At 38.8% G+C, this 11,910-nt stretch carries 14 protein-coding genes; all 14 read right to left on the reverse strand.

What is annotated here, in order from left to right; genetic code table 11:
* Nucleotides 1–162: 162 nt before the first annotated feature.
* A complete protein-coding gene (gene sucD / locus ACB089_RS19255; RefSeq protein ID WP_374963517.1) occupies nt 163–1,065 on the reverse strand; it encodes a succinate--CoA ligase subunit alpha in 903 nt (300 codons plus the stop codon).
* Between the two features lie 17 nt (nt 1,066–1,082).
* Entirely contained in the window at nt 1,083–2,243 is a 1,161-nt protein-coding gene (gene sucC, locus ACB089_RS19260) for an ADP-forming succinate--CoA ligase subunit beta (protein ID WP_374963518.1), read from the reverse strand.
* Nucleotides 2,244–2,411: 168 nt separating this feature from the next.
* Nucleotides 2,412–2,708: an EscU/YscU/HrcU family type III secretion system export apparatus switch protein gene (locus tag ACB089_RS19265; protein WP_374963519.1), complete on the reverse strand. Its 297-nt coding sequence runs from the start codon at nt 2,706–2,708 to the stop codon at nt 2,412–2,414.
* Nucleotides 2,705–4,600 (reverse strand): hypothetical protein, encoded by a 1,896-nt coding sequence (locus ACB089_RS19270; protein ID WP_374963520.1) that lies wholly within the window; start codon nt 4,598–4,600, stop codon nt 2,705–2,707. The genes ACB089_RS19265 and ACB089_RS19270 overlap by 4 nt, the downstream gene beginning before the upstream one ends.
* A gap of 72 nt (nt 4,601–4,672) precedes the next feature.
* Entirely contained in the window at nt 4,673–5,431 is a 759-nt protein-coding gene (locus ACB089_RS19275; protein WP_374963521.1) for a ribonuclease HII, read from the reverse strand.
* A gap of 240 nt (nt 5,432–5,671) precedes the next feature.
* Nucleotides 5,672–6,547 carry a ribosome biogenesis GTPase YlqF gene (gene ylqF, locus ACB089_RS19280; protein WP_368635475.1) on the reverse strand — a complete coding sequence of 292 codons (876 nt, stop codon included), beginning with the start codon at nt 6,545–6,547 and terminating at the stop codon, nt 5,672–5,674.
* A gap of 59 nt (nt 6,548–6,606) precedes the next feature.
* On the reverse strand, nt 6,607–7,170 hold the full coding sequence (gene lepB / locus ACB089_RS19285; protein ID WP_374963522.1) for a signal peptidase I: 564 nt from the start codon (nt 7,168–7,170) through the stop codon (nt 6,607–6,609).
* 106 nt (nt 7,171–7,276) lie between these two features.
* A complete protein-coding gene (rplS, locus tag ACB089_RS19290) occupies nt 7,277–7,621 on the reverse strand; it encodes a 50S ribosomal protein L19 (protein WP_049668419.1) in 345 nt (114 codons plus the stop codon).
* A gap of 117 nt (nt 7,622–7,738) precedes the next feature.
* Nucleotides 7,739–8,476 (reverse strand): tRNA (guanosine(37)-N1)-methyltransferase TrmD, encoded by a 738-nt coding sequence (trmD, locus tag ACB089_RS19295; protein ID WP_374967597.1) that lies wholly within the window; start codon nt 8,474–8,476, stop codon nt 7,739–7,741.
* On the reverse strand, nt 8,476–8,991 hold the full coding sequence (gene rimM, locus ACB089_RS19300) for a ribosome maturation factor RimM (RefSeq protein WP_374963523.1): 516 nt from the start codon (nt 8,989–8,991) through the stop codon (nt 8,476–8,478). Before rimM ends, trmD begins: the two co-directional genes overlap by 1 nt.
* Nucleotides 8,992–9,342: 351 nt before the next feature.
* Nucleotides 9,343–9,576, reverse strand: coding sequence for a KH domain-containing protein (locus tag ACB089_RS19305; RefSeq protein ID WP_004269410.1), 234 nt, complete (start codon nt 9,574–9,576; stop codon nt 9,343–9,345).
* 15 nt (nt 9,577–9,591) lie between these two features.
* Nucleotides 9,592–9,864, reverse strand: a complete 273-nt coding sequence (rpsP, locus tag ACB089_RS19310; RefSeq protein WP_024362057.1) for a 30S ribosomal protein S16 — start codon at nt 9,862–9,864, stop codon at nt 9,592–9,594.
* 94 nt (nt 9,865–9,958) lie between these two features.
* Nucleotides 9,959–11,317 carry a signal recognition particle protein gene (gene ffh, locus ACB089_RS19315; protein ID WP_374963524.1) on the reverse strand — a complete coding sequence of 453 codons (1,359 nt, stop codon included), beginning with the start codon at nt 11,315–11,317 and terminating at the stop codon, nt 9,959–9,961.
* A gap of 12 nt (nt 11,318–11,329) precedes the next feature.
* Entirely contained in the window at nt 11,330–11,665 is a 336-nt protein-coding gene (locus ACB089_RS19320) for a putative DNA-binding protein (protein WP_068983175.1), read from the reverse strand.
* Nucleotides 11,666–11,910: the final 245 nt, after the last annotated feature.

Below are 11,910 nucleotides of genomic sequence, written 5' to 3' on the forward strand. Positions count from 1 at the left end.
GAAAAACAACGTGACACAACTTTTTTAGGAAAGGCTTTTTAAACAGAGTAAGTAGGAAGTTAGAAATTGCATCGCTTGAACACAGTTCCATTAGAAGCATGTTAAACAATGTCTAAAAAGGAAATAGAAAAGATGTAGCCACAACGTGCTACATCTTCCATTTTAATGGGTTTTACACTTTTCGTATAGCCCTTTTTCTTTAATTACTTTAATAAGCGTTTCACCAATAACAGATGGCGTTTCCGCTACTTCAATGCCAGCAGCATTCATTGCCTTAATTTTCTCTGCTGCTGTTCCTTTACCACCAGAAATAATAGCACCAGCGTGACCCATACGTTTACCTGGAGGCGCTGTTTGTCCACCGATAAAGCCAACGACAGGTTTCGTCATATTCGCTTTAATCCACTCAGCCGCTTCTTCTTCAGCTGTACCTCCAATTTCCCCAATCATCACAACTGCATATGTTTCTGGATCATTGTTAAACGCTTCCAAAACATCGATAAAGTTTGTACCATTGACAGGGTCTCCACCGATCCCTACAGCCGTAGTTTGACCAATACCAGCTTGTGTTAATTGGTGTACTGCTTCATATGTTAACGTACCAGAGCGAGAAACAACTCCTACATGCCCTTTCGTATGGATATACCCAGGCATAATACCAATCTTACATTCATCTGCCGTAATAACGCCTGGACAGTTTGGACCTACTAGGCGTGTATTTTTTCCTTCCATATATCGTTTAACCTTAACCATATCAAGGACAGGAATATGTTCAGTAATACAGATTGTTAATTCTAATTCAGCATCAACAGCTTCTAAAATTGCATCTGCCGCAAATGGAGCAGGTACATAAATAACTGAAGTTGTTGCGCCTGTTGCAGCTACCGCTTCTGCTACAGTATTGAACACAGGGACTCCCTCGATTTCAAGACCACCTTTACCTGGTGTCACACCTGCTACAATTTTCGTACCATACTCAAGCATTTGCTTCGTATGGAAAAGCGCTGTTTCGCCCGTAATCCCTTGTACAATTACTTTCGTATCTTTGTTTATAAATACAGCCATTGTTCTCCCTGCCTTCCTTAGCCTACTAGTCCCACAATTTTTTGTGCACCGTCAGCCATTGAATCCGCTGCAACGATGTTTAAACCAGATGCATTTAAAATTTCTTTTCCAAGTTCTACATTTGTACCTTCTAAACGTACAACTAACGGCACAGCTAAGCCAATTTCTTTGGCAGCCGTTACAACACCCTCAGCGATAATGTCACATTTCATAATTCCGCCAAAAATGTTAACGAAAATGCCTTTTACATGCGGATCGGAAAGAATAATTTTGAAAGCTTCTGTTACTTTTTCAGCTGTTGCACCGCCACCTACATCTAGGAAGTTAGCAGGGCTTCCGCCGTAATAACTAATTGTGTCCATAGTAGCCATCGCAAGACCAGCTCCATTCACCATACAGCCAATGTTGCCATCTAGTGAAATATAGCTTAAGTCGTATTTTGATGCTTCGATTTCCTTTGCATCTTCTTCATCAAAATCACGTAATTCGACAATATCTTTATGACGATACAACGCATTTGCATCGAAATTAAATTTAGCATCTAATGCTACAACTTCGCCTTGTCCAGTTACAACAAGTGGATTAATTTCTACAATCGAAGCATCTTTGTCGATAAACGCTTGATACAAGCCTAACATTAATTTGACAGCTTTCCCCACTAGGTTTGCTGGAATATTCATATTAAACGCCATTCGACGTGCCTGGAAGCTTGTTAATCCAACTACTGGATCCACAACTTCTTTGAAGATTTTTTCTGGATGTGCTTCCGCTACTTCCTCAATATCCATGCCGCCCTCTTCAGATCCCATCATTGTTACACGGGATGTTGCGCGGTCTAATACTAAACTTAAATAGTATTCTTTTTGAATATCAGAACCCTCTTCAATATATAAGCGTTTTACTTCTTTTCCTTCAGGACCTGTTTGATGAGTCACTAAGATTTTTCCTAATAATTCTTTTGCGTACGTACGCACTTCGTCAAGGTTTTTAGCGATTTTTACACCACCCGCTTTACCGCGTCCACCTGCATGAATTTGCGCCTTGACTACTGTCACATTAGAGCCAAGTTCCTTCGCTACTTTCACTGCTTCATCAGGGGAAAAAGCAACTTTTCCATTTGGTACAGCTACACCATACTTTCTAAGAATCTCTTTCCCTTGATATTCATGGATATTCATAATACATCCTCCCATCAAACATTTGCATAAAATTGTTTTACTAACATAATCTATTCTAACTAAAGATTCTGATAAAGTCTACACTTTGTCTTTTGTTCGTTTTTTATCTTTTAATATTACACTTTCTTCTACTTTGTGTACTAAAACAGATTTTTGCGAAAATTAGAATTATCTATCTTTTCTATATATTTGCGCATGTTGTTGGTCTAACCGATAAATAAATGCAAAAACTTCAGCGACAGCTTGGTACAATTCTTCAGGAATCGACTCATTTAAATCTAATTGTCCAAGCAATTGAACAAGGTTAGGATCCTCATAAATCGGCACATTATACTCATTCGCACGCGCTAAAATATTTTCTGCTATTTTACCTTTTCCTTTCGCTACTACCGTTGGACTATCAAAGCTTCCTAACTTATACGTGAGCGCAATAGCCTCTTTTCGAGTAAATTTTTCTTCACTCATACGCGGAAATCCACCCCACTATGTTCCTCCTGCTGTTCTAATACAGAGGTTGTTTTTTCAGGTTGAGCTTTTTCAAATTGCTTAATAAAAACGCCTGAAAGTTGATACTCTTTTTCAGCTAAGCCTATTTTTAAAGCTGCTTTTAGTGGTTCTGCAAGTGGAATAATATCATCATTTTCATTAAATACCGTCACAGTAACGACACGATTTTGAACCTGCATATCAATAACCGTCTCTTTCATTGATTCCATTTGTAAATAAAATAATATACGCGCATAATTGGCATCAATTTTACCATCATCCTTCATGCGTCCATTCCACTGTAATGTTGCATCCATTTTCTTGCCGAAGAATTCCAATGGTACTTGCATAACAAGCTGATGCTGATGACCATTCTCGCCTGATGCTAGCTGCATACCGTTCATACGCGCCATTAACATTTCTGCCGCTTCCTTCAGCTGTGGAGTAGTATGTGTCTCCTGCAATAACGTATGAAGCTGAGGTTTTAATTGATGGGCAATCTCCTGTAAATCGGCTGACTTATTACTAAGTGTCGCCTCATAGCTAATTCCTAGATTTTTTAATACCGTTTTCAGTGCATGTTCCATTGCTTTACTATCCATGGAATTTTGTACATGGGCATCTGCTTGCGTAACAATCTGCTGAATCATTGATTGCGGCGATTCAACACTATTTTTCATAAGATTTCGCATGAATGCGTCGTTTTGTAATGGGGTAGTTGCTCCATGCTTTAAAAGCGATAGTAAGTGGTCCTTCACTGAAAGAGCATTGGCGTCTTGTGTAAATAAACGCTCCGAGGAATTTTCAGCAAATGCTTTGATAAGTTGTTCTTGCATCTGCTTTGCAAAAATCTCTAGCGTTTGTTTAGTTGCTGGTAGCTGATTCAATCGATCGATCAGTTGATTTACTTGTTGCTTTTGTTCATTGGTTAACAAGCTTTGATTCGCTGTCCATAATTTAAGTTGGTCGACAAGCTGATTTGTATTGTCAGGTTGTGCCGTTAGAATCGTTTGAATAACTTGTCCAGCGTGTTGAAGCTGATTAGGCTGAACGGAGTTTACACCGCTGAGACTTGACCAGTTTTGCAAGGTTGCCTGCTGAGGTAATATCCCAGCCTCCTTTAACATATTCATAGCTTGAATCTTTTCACTCATAGAAGACGCATTATTCGTTAATATTTGTATAGACTTGGCTAGTACTAAACCACCTGTTTCTACTTCAAAAGGTTTTGCAATTGCCTGTACCTGTTGCATTAGATTTTGCTTGATGTTTTCTGGTAAAGCTGTATCTTTAGCTAAAAGCTGTGTAAAGTTTTCCATTACAGAAATCATGCCGGTAGTTTTTTGCCCACTAATAAGAGCTTGAAAAACGTCATTTGTCATTGGCATTTTAAGCTCCACCATTTTTTGAATAGCTTGTAGAGCATCTAGTTTAGTCATGCCATCTGGTAATGCCTTTATCCACATTTCTGCCTGCATCAACTGATCCTTTGAAATCGGTAGCTGTGCTTTCATAAAATGGGCTAGAAGCTGTTGCATTTCAGCTGACTTAGGCAAATTCATCGATTCAAGTAACTGATTGATTTGTTGACTTTGGGAAGCCGTTTGCGTCATAGGTCCCGTAACAACTTTTAATTCGGTTTGCGGGTTTGTACCAGTTACTTGAAAGAAATGGGCATCACCTGCTTTTAGTGGAACTTCAAGTTTAGCAATAAACTTCTGATGGCCAACTTGTATCTCTGCCATTTGATCTGGATATAATTGTTTAATCGTACCATGAAATACTTGTCCCTGTTTCAAAGCAAGTGGCTGATTAGTTGCGGTTATAGCAGCTTGTTGCATCTGAATCGGATTAAAAGATGTCGCTGTCATATACATACTCCTTTCATCAATTACTCTTTGGCGTAATTGGTGTCCTATTTTTTATTTTTAGTATGCTAGTTATTAAAACATTGACTTTATCGGTTCAAACGATTTGCGATGATGAATGGTTGGACCGAATTCTTCAAGTGCTTTTAAATGTTGCTTTGTACCATATCCTGCATGCTGAGCAAAACCATACATAGGGAATTCTTTGTCCAATTGATCCATATAATCATCACGAGCTGTTTTCGCTAATATCGATGCAGCTGCAATAGCTAAGCTTTTTGCATCTCCTTTAATAATTGAATCCTGTGGAATGGAGATTGGCAGTGTCATAGCATCAACTAGGACATAATTAGGCTTACTAGTTAACGATTCTACACTTATCTTCATCGATTGCTTTGTCGCTTCGTAAATATTTAATTCATCAATTTGTTGTGTTGATTGGAAATGGATAAAATAACTTACTGCATGTTCTTTTATTAAAGCAGCGTAGGCATTACGTTTATCTTGAGATAATTGCTTTGAATCATTTAATCCGACAAGCATCTCACAGTCTGCAGGTAAAATAACAGCAGCTGTTACTACTGGGCCCGCTAATGGTCCACGCCCTGCTTCATCTACACCTGCGATTAAAGCACTTACTCCTCCATAGCTTCGATCGAAATCAACTTTTGCTTGATGCTCCTGTAATAACTGTTGTTTTTTATCTTGACGCTTGTTCCAGCTTTGCCAAGCCCTTTGCACACCTGCTCTTTCATCAGTTGCTACTTCTGTCATCCAGTCCTGCCATTCCTCAGCTTCCTTCAATGCTGCTGTTATTTCTTTAATCGTTTTCATAAATTTACTCCCTTTTTGGTTCTTAAAAGTTAATCGCTAATTTTACGTATCAATTTGTCTCGGGCGTCTCTCCCAGTATGTATTCCCTTTTTGTGGTTCTTCACCAAAATGAAGAGTTAACACCCGTTTTAAGTTATCATTATTTTTCTCGCTCTATATCATTTATCGGCAAGAAGAGGCATTCCTAAAAGAAAAACTGCCATGCTCACGATCTGCAAAGTGAGTATGACAGTTTTTAACTTATTGCTGCTCTGCTTCTTTTTCAAGTTGTTCGTCAACAAAGTCAAATGTTAGTTTGCCTAATTGTAATCCACGAATATCTCGAACGATCAGTTGAGCTACTTGATCATAGTCGATTTCTCCTCCAGGACCGAAAACACGACGTAGCTTACCTATATGATCAAAGGTTTCAACTAAATCTTCATGGACAAATTGGAAGCCGTAGCGTTCCTCCATACGTGCTGGATAATGATTGGATAAAAAGCGTAGGCCGTATACAGCTAAATCCTCCATATTTGTTATCGTATCCTTAATAGCACCTGTTAAGGCTAATTTGTAGCCTACTTCTTGATCTTCAAACTTCGGCCATAAAATACCTGGTGTATCGAGTAATTCAAGCTCCTTACCAACTTTTATCCATTGCTGAGCCTTAGTTACCCCTGGAGTATTCCCTGTTTTTGCGATATTTTTCTTCGCTAAGCGATTAATTAGCGTCGATTTCCCTACGTTCGGGATCCCAACAATCATTGCACGAATGGCTCTTGGCTTCATCCCACGTGCCTTCATACGATCAAATTTTTCTTTTAATATTTCTTGGGCAGCCTTTGTCACTTGCTGTAATCCTTTGCCTTCAAGAGAATTGATGGCTACTGCCTTATGACCACGTTGTGCAAAGTACTCTACCCACTTACGTGTTTCCTGCTCATCTGCCATATCTGCTTTATTTAAGATGAGGAGACGCGGTTTTTGATTAATCACTTCGTCTATCATCGGATTACGCGAAGATAGAGGTAAACGTGCATCTATTAATTCAAAAATAATATCAACGAGCTTTAATTTTTCTGTTACTTGTCTGCGGGCCTTCGCCATATGCCCTGGAAACCATTGTATAGTCATATCTTTCATTTCCTCCTAAACTAAAAGAAAAAGGGAGTGTTAGACCTCCCTTTCATGCGTTACTTTACAATTTTTATATCACTAAACGGCCAGAAAATTAGACTTGTATTTCCAATAATCTCTTTTTGATCGACAAGTCCAATATGACGACTGTCCTTACTGTATCGACGATTATCTCCCATAACGAAAACATAACCCTCTGGAATTACATCTAGTTTTACATCAATGTCTTTTAATGTAAAATCTTCTGTTAATGTACCTTCCGTAATTTGTGATTTGTAGGCATCTAAATAAGGTTCGTCTATTGGTTCACCATTAATGTATAATTGATCATTTTTATATTCTAGCGTGTCTCCTGGTAGTCCAATAACACGTTTAATATAGTTTTTCTGCTCTGGAGCGTGGAACACCACAATATCAAAGCGTTTTGGTTCACTTATTTTATAACCAATCTTATTGACAATCATACGGTCCCCATTTTCAAGGGTTGGCATCATGGACTCGCCATCTACTGCAATGGGTGTAAATAAAAAATAACGAATAATTGCCGCAATCGCAAATGCAATTAGAAGTGCCTTTGTCCATTCCCATAATTCATTCTTTTCTTTCACTTGTTTTTCCATCGAGATTTGCCCCCTTGTCTATCTTCATTTTAGATGATAGTTATTTAAGATGACAAGCAAAAAGAAAAGGGGCTTGTTGCACAAGCCCCTCACTTTTAAGTCATTATTATCGAATTTCTTTAATACGAGCAGCTTTACCACGTAGGTTACGTAGGTAGTAAAGTTTAGCACGACGTACTTTACCACGACGTACAACTTCTAAGTTAGCGATTTTTGGTGTGTGTACAGGGAATGTACGTTCAACACCTACACCGTAAGAAATTTTACGAACTGTGAAAGTTTCGCTAATACCGCCACCACGACGTTTAATTACTACACCTTCGTATACTTGGACACGTTCACGAGTACCCTCTACTACTTTCACGTGTACCTTAACAGTATCACCAGGACGGAAAGTTGGTAGATCAGTGCGAAGCTGAGCTTTTGTAATCTCTGTAATAATGTTTGACATTGTTTTTCTCTCCTTAGACAGATGCTCTTGCACGCAATCTATGCCACAGCGGAACACCGTAATTCAGTACTTCACATAGAAGTACAGATTAGATGTTATCATAAATATAGATAGCAATCAAGTATCTTTATTGTTGTTTTTAAGTTTTTCTACATACATTTTTTGCTTGTCTGTTAATGGATAATTCTCGAGTAAATCAGGACGACGCTCGAATGTTCTTTTCAAGGATTCTTCCGTACGCCATTGCTCAATCTTTGCGTGATTGCCCGATAGTAAAACATCAGGTACTTTCATTCCGCGAAATTCAGCAGGGCGTGTATAATGCGGGTGCTCTAGAAGACCCGTTGAGAACGAATCTTGTATGTGAGAGTCCTCTTGTCCTAAAACCCCCGGTAGAAGTCGTACAACGCTATCTATTACCGTCATAGCCCCTAGCTCTCCACCAGTTAAGACGAAATCTCCAATTGAAATCTCGTCTGTGACAAGATGCTGACGAATACGTTCATCATAGCCTTCATAATGACCACATAAAAATACTAGTTCTTGTTCTTGTGCTAGCTCTTCTGCCTTTTTTTGCGTAAAGCGTTCACCTTGTGGACACATCAAAATGATACGAGGATTTTTTCCTGCAGTAATGGCCTCGACAGCGCTAAACATCGGCTCCGGTTTCAACACCATTCCCGCGCCACCACCATACGGATAATCGTCCACTTGATTATGCTTGTTACCCGAAAATCCACGGAGATCAGTTACTTCCAGCTTTACTGCACCTTTTTCCTGTGCTTTCTTTAAAATTGATGCACCAAAAACGCCTGTAAACATATCAGGAAACAGACTTAACACATGAATATTCATCATAGCAGGCCTTCCATTACGTGGATCACAATTTTCTTCTCATCAACTTTAATTCCCTTGACGATGTCTTCGATATACGGGATGTAATGCTCTTTTTTAGCACCTTTGACTACCCACACATCATTTGCACCTGTTTGAAGAATGTCAATCACCGTTCCGATTGTTTCACCTTCTTCAGAAACCACTGAACAACCAATTATGTCGTGGAAAAAATATTCATTTTCCGCTAATAAATCATCTGACATTTGATCCTTCGTCACTTTGAGCATACCTTCTTTGAAAGGCTCTACCAAGTTAATATTGTGCATTCCTTCAAAAGTTAATAAAATAAAGTTTTTATGACGACGCATTGATTCAATTGTTACCCATGTTGGCTTTTTATCGTCTTTTTTAAACGCCGCAAGCTTATTTCCTACTACGAAGCGCTCTTCCTCAAAATCTGTTGTTGATAATACACGTACCTCACCGCGAATACCATGCGTATTGACAATACGACCTACATTAAACCATTCCATTTAAATCTCACCTCATATAAAAAATGCTATCCACGTCAAGCTACTAGCTAGCCAGATCAAAAGTAACCATCTCTCACTTTTATCTAAGAAAGCAGATTAACTTTTGGCGGATGATGTTTTAGCTAAGACGTTGACCAGTCTTCCTCCATGTCATTATGGTCAATTACCTCTCAATGTAATTACAATAATGAATAAAGATAAAAAAAGGAAGGAACTCGCAAGCTCCTTCCTTCTTAGTCCAGATTTTACGCTTCACCTCAAAGCCACTTCGAATTCCTAAATGCATGTAAACATACCTATCAGGACTCTCAAGTGCTTGTTGCATGTAAAAGAGCGTGAAAATCTTTTCTATCAATCCAATATATCGACGTAGGTCTTTTTTTGATGGTGACTACCCGCCGCTGAATAAACAATTGTACGAATCGCTTTTGCTACTCGCCCTTGTTTGCCTATGACTTTCCCTCGATCCTCTGGATGAACAAAAAGTTTATAAACAATTCGATTTGCATTTTCATCCGTCTCTATACGAACTTCTTCTGGATAATCGACTAACGGTAAAACGATTGCTTCAATCAGCTGCTTCAAAAATGTCGCCCCCGATTATTTACTGAATTTTTGGTTATGGAATTTTTCCATGATACCTTGTTCTGAGAACAAGTTACGCACTGTATCTGATGGTTTTGCACCGTCAGCTAACCATTTAAGAGCTTTCTCTTCATCAATGTTTACAGTAGCTGGTTGAGTAAGTGGGTTGTAAGTACCAACTGTTTCAATTGAACGACCGTCACGTGGTGAACGAGCGTCTGCAACTACGATACGATAGAAAGGAGATTTTTTAGCTCCCATACGTTTTAAGCGAATTTTAACTGCCATTTTAATAGCACCTCCGAATAAGTTTCACACAAGATAGTATATTATCAATGTTTAGGTTGTTTGTAAAGTGTTTTTTCTTAACACCTATAAATTATTATTTAAACAATGAATCAAAGCCCGGCAATTTCATCTTTTTCTTCCCTTTACCGCTCGCCATGCCTGTCATTTGTTTCATCATTTTCTTCATTTCATCAAACTGCTTTAATAGACGATTCACCTCTTGAATTGAAGTCCCAGAACCCTTCGCTATGCGCTTTTTACGGTTGCCATTAATAATTTCTGGATTCGTCTTTTCGGCAGTTGTCATCGAATAAATAATCGCTTCTACGTGGCCCATTTGCTTATCATCAACTTTAACATTGTCTAAGCCTTTGATTTTGTTAGCGCCTGGTAGCATTTTTAAAATTTCATCTAAAGGCCCCATTTTCTTTACTTGCTGCAATTGTTCAACAAAATCATCTAAAGTAAAGGTTTGGGTTTTAAATTTTTCCTCTAGTTCTTTAGCCTTTGCTTCGTCAACATTTGCCTGAGCCTTTTCAATAAGCGATAGCACGTCACCCATTCCTAATATACGAGACGCCATACGCTCTGGATGGAAAGGTTCGAGTGCATCCATTTTTTCGCCCATCCCGACAAATTTAATCGGCTTCTGTGTTACTGAACGAATTGATAATGCCGCACCACCACGTGTATCACCATCAAGCTTTGTTAAAACAACCCCAGTAATGCCGATTGCCTCATTAAAGCTTTCTGCTACGTTTACAGCATCCTGACCCGTCATAGCATCCACAACAAGGAATACTTCATCTGGCTCTTTTAATGCACGAATATCTTTTAATTCTTGCATTAAATCTTCATCGATATGCAAGCGACCAGCCGTATCGATAATCACAACATCATGATGCTCTTCTTTTGCCAATTCAATTGCCTGACGTGCAATTTCTACTGGGGATACATCAGTGCCTAATGCAAAAACAGGTAGTGATAACTGTTTTCCTAATGTTTGTAATTGCTGAACAGCTGCTGGGCGATAAACGTCTGCTGCAACTAGTAGTGGCTTACGATTATATTTTTTTCGTAACACATTTGCCAGTTTCCCTGTAGTCGTCGTTTTACCCGCACCTTGTAAGCCGACCATCATAATGACAGTTGGCGGCTTCGTATTAAATTTGATTGGGCTTTGTTCGCCACCCATTAATTCTGTTAATTCGTCTTGTACGATTTTAATAACTTGCTGACCTGGTGTTAAGCTTTGCATAACATCTACACCGACAGCACGATCACTGACCTTTTTAACGAATTCTTTGACTACTTTTAAGTTAACATCCGCCTCGATTAAAGCAAATCGGACTTCTCGCATCATTTCTTTAACGTCTTGTTCCGATACTTTTCCTTTACCTTTAATCTTTTGGATTGTCCCTTGGAGTCGTTCCGCTAATCCTTCAAAAGCCATTGCTTTCGCCTCCTAATCCCATTCTTTCAACTGTTCTATAAGCGCTAACTGCTCTTCAACTGTCATACTTCGTTCTGTAATCCCCGTTGTTAGCTGCGCAAGCATTTGTGTACGTTGTTGAAATTTTTCCAATAAACATAGTTTTTCTTCATATTCTTCAAGCATCGCTTCTGTTCGACGAATATTATCATAAACAGCTTGACGTGAAACTCCATACGATTCAGCGATTTCTCCAAGTGAGTGATCATCTAAATAATAGAGCTCCATATAACTCCGTTGCTTATCTGTTAATAATGCTTGATAAAAGTCGAAGAGAAAGTTCATGCGTGTTGTTTTTTCAAGTAGCATCGAATATTTCTCCTCCCGTAATTAGTCATTTGTATCATAACGAAAAGCGCCCGCATGTGTCAAGGTAATCTCCTTGTCTAAAAGCCTTAATTAACTGCTTTACAGGCGTTTTTCACCTATAGCTAGTATTTCCCTTTTAAACAATGCGATTCCCCTGCACAGACGAGCGCAATTACAAATTTACTTACTTAAATGTTAATCCTCGGACCATCACCAAAACGTGTGGTTGATTTCCGTTCCGACTG

Source organism: Lysinibacillus sp. RS10 (genome assembly GCF_041956855.1).
GTDB classification, from domain to species: Bacteria; Bacillota; Bacilli; order Bacillales_A; family Planococcaceae; genus Lysinibacillus; species Lysinibacillus xylanilyticus_A.

What these genes read in the sequence shown, in the direction of transcription:
- sucD (WP_374963517.1), bottom strand. Translation starts at nt 1,065, where the DNA reads ATGGCTGTATTTATAAACAAAGATACGAAAGTAATTGTACAAGGGATT.
- sucC (WP_374963518.1), bottom strand. Translation starts at nt 2,243, where the DNA reads ATGAATATCCATGAATATCAAGGGAAAGAGATTCTTAGAAAGTATGGT.
- ACB089_RS19265 (WP_374963519.1), bottom strand. Translation starts at nt 2,708, where the DNA reads ATGAGTGAAGAAAAATTTACTCGAAAAGAGGCTATTGCGCTCACGTAT.
- ACB089_RS19270 (WP_374963520.1), bottom strand. Translation starts at nt 4,600, where the DNA reads ATGACAGCGACATCTTTTAATCCGATTCAGATGCAACAAGCTGCTATA.
- ACB089_RS19275 (WP_374963521.1), bottom strand. Translation starts at nt 5,431, where the DNA reads ATGAAAACGATTAAAGAAATAACAGCAGCATTGAAGGAAGCTGAGGAA.
- ylqF (WP_368635475.1), bottom strand. Translation starts at nt 6,547, where the DNA reads ATGACTATACAATGGTTTCCAGGGCATATGGCGAAGGCCCGCAGACAA.
- lepB (WP_374963522.1), bottom strand. Translation starts at nt 7,170, where the DNA reads ATGGAAAAACAAGTGAAAGAAAAGAATGAATTATGGGAATGGACAAAG.
- rplS (WP_049668419.1), bottom strand. Translation starts at nt 7,621, where the DNA reads ATGTCAAACATTATTACAGAGATTACAAAAGCTCAGCTTCGCACTGAT.
- trmD (WP_374967597.1), bottom strand. Translation starts at nt 8,476, where the DNA reads ATGAATATTCATGTGTTAAGTCTGTTTCCTGATATGTTTACAGGCGTT.
- rimM (WP_374963523.1), bottom strand. Translation starts at nt 8,991, where the DNA reads ATGGAATGGTTTAATGTAGGTCGTATTGTCAATACGCATGGTATTCGC.
- rpsP (WP_024362057.1), bottom strand. Translation starts at nt 9,864, where the DNA reads ATGGCAGTTAAAATTCGCTTAAAACGTATGGGAGCTAAAAAATCTCCT.
- ffh (WP_374963524.1), bottom strand. Translation starts at nt 11,317, where the DNA reads ATGGCTTTTGAAGGATTAGCGGAACGACTCCAAGGGACAATCCAAAAG.
- ACB089_RS19320 (WP_068983175.1), bottom strand. Translation starts at nt 11,665, where the DNA reads ATGCTACTTGAAAAAACAACACGCATGAACTTTCTCTTCGACTTTTAT.